Origin of the sequence: Halomonas sp. (assembly GCF_041689495.1) — a bacterium.
In the GTDB taxonomy this organism is placed as follows: Bacteria; Pseudomonadota; Gammaproteobacteria; order Pseudomonadales; family Halomonadaceae; genus Halomonas.
Map to the genome: position 1 here is coordinate 1 of NZ_JBDNGD010000473.1, position 4,778 is coordinate 4,778.

A 4,778-nucleotide genomic window follows, 5' to 3' on the forward strand; every position below is an offset into this window, starting at 1 on the left:
CTGCTACACGGCCAACGATCCCGCGGCTTTCGCCCACCAATGGACCTGGGGGGTGGAATGCGTGATCAGCGATGATCCGGGATGCTTTGCGGGACACTTGCCTGGAGAGTCTTCAGGACGTCAGTAAGGAGTGAAGCTCCACCATGTTCAGGTGACCTTCCAGTAAATCGGCCAGGCGGTCGAGCTCGCGCTGGCGGTGAGCAGGATAGTCCACCTCTCCGCCATCATCCGTCAGACCAAAGCGCGCCAGCAAGGCGCGACAGGTCTGGGGATTGTCGAAGAGGCCATGCAAATAGGTGCCCATCACCTGGCCATCGTCGCTGATCGCGCCATCGGGTTTCCCGTCCAGGTCACAGAAGGAATACGCCAGGGCCGGCCCCTCGCTGGCACCGTTATGGATCTCATAACCGGCGACAGGGACATTCTCGGGAAGCAGTCGGCCCTTGACATTGCGCAGCTGCTTGCTGGCCACCATCCGGGTGGTCATCTCCAGCAGGCCGAACCCCGGCGTCGAGCCGGCCGGGCCGTCGAGGCCCTCCGGGTCGTCGATCACCATGCCCAGCATCTGGAAGCCACCACAGATACCCAGCACCTTACCGCCATAGCGCAGATGGCGCCGGAACGCGGCCTCCCAGCCCTGGCGCCGGAGCCAGTCGAGGTCACTGCGGGTGCTCTTGCTGCCCGGCAGGATGATCAGGTCGGCGGCCGGTATCGCCTGATCCGGGCCGACAAAGCGGAGCTCGACCCTTGGGTGCAAGCGTAGCGGGTCGAAGTCGTTGTGGTTGCTGATCCGCGGCAGTGCCGGCACCACGACCCGCAAGGCCGGCTCACCCGAGGTTCTGCCCTCGTGTCCGATACTGTCCTCGGCATCCAGCAACAGGCCCTGCAGATAGGGCAGGGTGCCGAATACCGGCTTGCCGGTACGCGCCTCGAGCCAGTCAAGGCCAGGTTGCAGCAGCGCCATATCGCCGCGAAAACGGTTGATCACGAAGCCCCGGGTACGCGCCCGTTCGGAGGCCGAAAGCAGCTCCAGGGTGCCCACCAGCTGCGCGAAGACCCCGCCACGGTCAATATCGCCGACCAGGATGACCGGGCAATCCACCATCTCTGCGAAGCCCATGTTGGCGATATCGTTGTCGCGCAGGTTGATCTCCGCCGGGCTGCCCGCCCCTTCGGCGATGATCACGTCAAAACGGCTCGACAGCGCCTGCCAGGCAGCCATCACCGAGCGCTTCGCCTCGGCCTTGTAGGCGTGATAGTCCAGGGCATCCATATGGCCATGCACCCGGCCGCGCAGGATCACCTGAGCGCCACGGTCGCTCTCGGGCTTGAGCAGCACCGGGTTCATGTCGCTGTGGGGTTCGATGCCACAGGCCAGCGCGTGAAGCGCGGTGGAGCGGCCGATCTCGCCACCGTCCACTGTGACCGCGCTGTTGAGCGCCATGTTCTGCGGCTTGAAGGGCGCCACCGACACCCCCCGCCGCGACAGTGCTCGGCAGATCGCCGCCACCACGGTGCTCTTGCCGGCATCCGAGGTCGTGCCCTGAATCATCAGGGTGCGACTCAAAGCTCGATGCCCTTCTGCGCCTTGACCCCCTGATCCTTGAAGGCGTGCTTGACCACCTTCATTTCGGTGACGGTATCGGCCAGCTCGATCAGCTGCTGAGGGGCATGACGCCCGGTGACGACCACATGCTGCATCGCCGGACGCGCCTGCAGGTCGTCGAGGACCCGATCGAGGTCCAGGTAGTCATGACGCAGAGCGATATTCAGCTCGTCGAGCAGCACCAGTTGGTAGTGGTCATCGGCGAGCATGCGGCTGGCTTTCTCCCACGCCGCCTCGGCCGCCCTGACATCCTGATCGCGGTCCTGGGTATCCCAGGTATAGCCCTCACCCATGACGTGGTAATCGACGCCCGGAAGGTCGCGGAAGAAGGCTTCCTCGCCGGTACTGAACTTGCCCTTGATGAACTGCACCACGCCCACCTTCATGCCATGGCCAAGGGCGCGTGCCAGCATGCCGAAGCCGGAGCTGCTCTTGCCCTTGCCGGGGCCGGTAAGCACCAGCAGCACGCCCTGCTCCTTCTGAGCGTGATCGATGCGCGCCTGCATGATCTTCTGCTTGGCGGCCATGCGCCGGGCATGACGTTCGGGGTCCTTGGCGTTGTCTCGCATCCTGGAAACTCCTTTCAAGTTCTCGGTGACTGCTCTCGGAAAGTCCGGCGAATAAGTACGCTTCTATCGCAGAGCAACGAATACCGGCGCACCATCGATTTCGGCCGTGGCCAGGCGCTGGTCATAGAGACGTTCCAGGGCCTCGGGTACCAGCATATTCTCGCGGGACCCCCAGCAGGCCTCGCCATCGGGGTACATGAGTAACAGCTGGTCGCACCAGCGCGCCGCCAGGTTGAGATCATGCAGGCACATCATCACCGCCCGGCCCTGCGCCGCCTGCTCGGTGAGCAGCGACATGACGGCGGTCTGGTGGTGCAGGTCGAGATGGTTCGTCGGTTCGTCCGCCAGCCAGAGCCGCGGCGCCTGGGTCAGGATGGTGGCAATCGCCAGCCGCTGACGCTCGCCGCCGGACAGCGTACTCACCAGCCGATCGGCCAGATGACCTACATCCAGGCGCGACAGTGCTGCCTCGGCCAGGCGCAGATCTGCACCGCCCTCCATCTGCCACGGCGACAGCCAGGGATGGCGTCCGATCAGGGCCGTCTCGCGCACCGTGGCGGGAAAGCCGTCCTGACTGTCCTGAAAGACCAGTCCCAGGCGCTGCGCCACCTGCCGACGACCCAGGCTGGCCAGCGGCTGGCCATCGAGGCGCACCTCACCGCGACGTGGAGGACGCAAACCAGCCAGAGTATGCAGCAGGGTGGTCTTGCCGGCACCATTGGGGCCCAGTACGCCCCACACCTGCCCTGGCTCGAGACTCAACGAGAGAGCTCTGCCATCATCCCGTCGAGGCACATCGATCACCAGTTCTCGGGTCTCGAGGCGGCTCATCAACGGCTCCGGTAGAGCAGGTAAAGGAAAGTGGGCACCCCCAGCAGCGCAGTAATCACCCCGACGGGCAACTGCTCAGGGGCGATCAGGGTCCGTGCCAGGGTATCCGCCAGCACCAGCAGAGTACCGCCCGCCAAGGCGCAGGCTGGCAGTATCAGCCGCTGATCGTTGCCCAGCAGCAGGCGCAGCATGTGCGGCACCACCAGGCCGACGAAGCCGATACTGCCGGCCGCGGTGACCGCCATGGCGGTGAGCAGGCTGGCGACAATGTAGATGCTCCATTCCAGCGGCCGAACCGCCACTCCCAACGCCGCGGCTTGCATCGGCCCTCGAGCCAGGACATTGAGGCTTCGCCCCAGCGGAATCAGCAGCAGGCAAATCACCAGCAGCAGCGCCAGGGAGGGCCAGGGAGAGCGTGCATAGGAGAGATCGCCCATCAGCCAGTACAACATGCCCGGCAGCCGGTCGGCGGGGCTCAACGCCAGCATCAGCGTGATCACTGCGCCCCACCCCGCCGCTACCACCACCCCGGTGAGCAACAGACGCGAGGGTGTCCAGCTGCCGGTTCCATGGGCCAGGCCGAACACCAGCAGCGTCGAGGCCAGCGCCCCGGCAAACGCCGAGCCGGAGATCACCAGACCACCCATGCTCGCCAGCATTGCCGCCAGAGCCCCCACAGCCGCACCGCCGGAGAGCCCCAGCACATAGGGGTCAGCCAAAGGGTTGCGCAGCAGCACCTGCATCAGCGCGCCGGCCACCGCCAGCAACCCGCCCACGGCGAAGGCCGACAGCGAGCGCGGCAGTCGCAGCTCGAGGATCAGGGTGCGCGACAGGGCTTCTCCGCCGCCGCCAAGCACCGACCAAAGTTCCGGCAACGCCACGCTGGCGCTGCCGACACTGATCGACAGTACCAATGATATAAGCGACGCCGACAGCAGAACGCCCAGGGGCAGGCTCAGCTGACGCATCAGGCCGGGTTACCGTCTGCCACGCGCCACCTCCAGCTTCTCGCAGAGTAGCCGGCTGCCCTCCAGCAGTCGGGGAGTCGGCCGCTGAATCAAGGAGGGCGGCACAAAGAAGAGGTTGTCACGCGTCACGGCAGTGAGATCGTCGTATTGCTCCCAGTGGGTCAGCCAATGACGGTTCTCCTCGCCCATGCCACCGGCGATGATCGCCTCAGGGTCGGCGGCCAGCACCGCTTCATCATCGATGCGAGGTACCAGACGCGACAGCCCGCCGAAGACATTCACGCCACCGCATATTGCCACGACCTGGCCGATCAGGTGCTCATCGTTGACGCTCATCAGCGGCTCATCCCAGACCTGATAGAAGACCGACACCGGCGCGACATCCCGGTAATCAGCGGCGAGCCTCGCCATGCCCTCGCGAAAGTCCTCGGCGGCCACGCTTCCCGCCTGCCCGGTACCGGCCAGCTGCGCCAGTCGTTCGATGGCACTGGCCACACCCTCGATATCACGGGGCTCGATATAGAATACCGGTATACCCAGCGCCTCGATGGTCTCGAGCTGCTCGGCCGGGTTACCGGTCACCCAGCCGATCACCAGATCCGGGCGCAGCGTGACCAGGGCCTCCAGATCCATGCGCGTGTGGCTGCCCACGGAGGCAACCTCCTTCGCTTCGGGTGGATAGTCGCTGTAGCTGACCACCGCCACCACCTTGTCGCCCGCCCCGGCGGCGAAGGTCAGCTCGGTGGCACCCGGGGACAGGGTAGCGATGCGCTCGGCCGCCGCCTCCAGGCAGACCTCGCGGTC

Annotated in this window: 5 protein-coding genes; all 5 read right to left on the reverse strand. The window is 65.7% G+C overall.

The features are described 5' to 3' along the window. Window positions 1-112: 112 nt before the first annotated feature. Complete coding sequence (locus ACESMD_RS14430; protein WP_372614361.1) at window positions 113-1,552, reverse strand: cobyric acid synthase; 1,440 nt, start codon at window positions 1,550-1,552, stop codon at window positions 113-115. 11 nt (window positions 1,553-1,563) lie between these two features. Continuing rightward, the gene (gene cobO, locus ACESMD_RS14435) at window positions 1,564-2,175 is read right to left on the reverse strand and encodes a cob(I)yrinic acid a,c-diamide adenosyltransferase (RefSeq protein WP_372614353.1); all 612 of its coding nucleotides are present in this window, start codon (window positions 2,173-2,175) and stop codon (window positions 1,564-1,566) included. 63 nt (window positions 2,176-2,238) lie between these two features. Next, window positions 2,239-3,006 (reverse strand): ABC transporter ATP-binding protein, encoded by a 768-nt coding sequence (locus ACESMD_RS14440; protein ID WP_372614355.1) that lies wholly within the window; start codon window positions 3,004-3,006, stop codon window positions 2,239-2,241. Beyond that, window positions 3,006-3,974, reverse strand: a complete 969-nt coding sequence (locus ACESMD_RS14445) for a FecCD family ABC transporter permease (RefSeq protein WP_372614357.1) — start codon at window positions 3,972-3,974, stop codon at window positions 3,006-3,008. Before ACESMD_RS14445 ends, ACESMD_RS14440 begins: the two co-directional genes overlap by 1 nt. A 9-nt stretch (window positions 3,975-3,983) precedes the next feature. After that, window positions 3,984-4,778: cobalamin-binding protein (locus ACESMD_RS14450; RefSeq protein WP_372614359.1), on the reverse strand; the 795-nt coding region annotated here is incomplete at its 5' end.

What these genes read in the sequence shown, in the direction of transcription:
- ACESMD_RS14430 (WP_372614361.1), bottom strand. Translation starts at nt 1,552, where the DNA reads ATGATTCAGGGCACGACCTCGGATGCCGGCAAGAGCACCGTGGTGGCG.
- ACESMD_RS14440 (WP_372614355.1), bottom strand. Translation starts at nt 3,006, where the DNA reads ATGAGCCGCCTCGAGACCCGAGAACTGGTGATCGATGTGCCTCGACGG.
- ACESMD_RS14445 (WP_372614357.1), bottom strand. Translation starts at nt 3,974, where the DNA reads ATGCGTCAGCTGAGCCTGCCCCTGGGCGTTCTGCTGTCGGCGTCGCTT.
- cobO (WP_372614353.1), bottom strand. Translation starts at nt 2,175, where the DNA reads ATGCGAGACAACGCCAAGGACCCCGAACGTCATGCCCGGCGCATGGCC.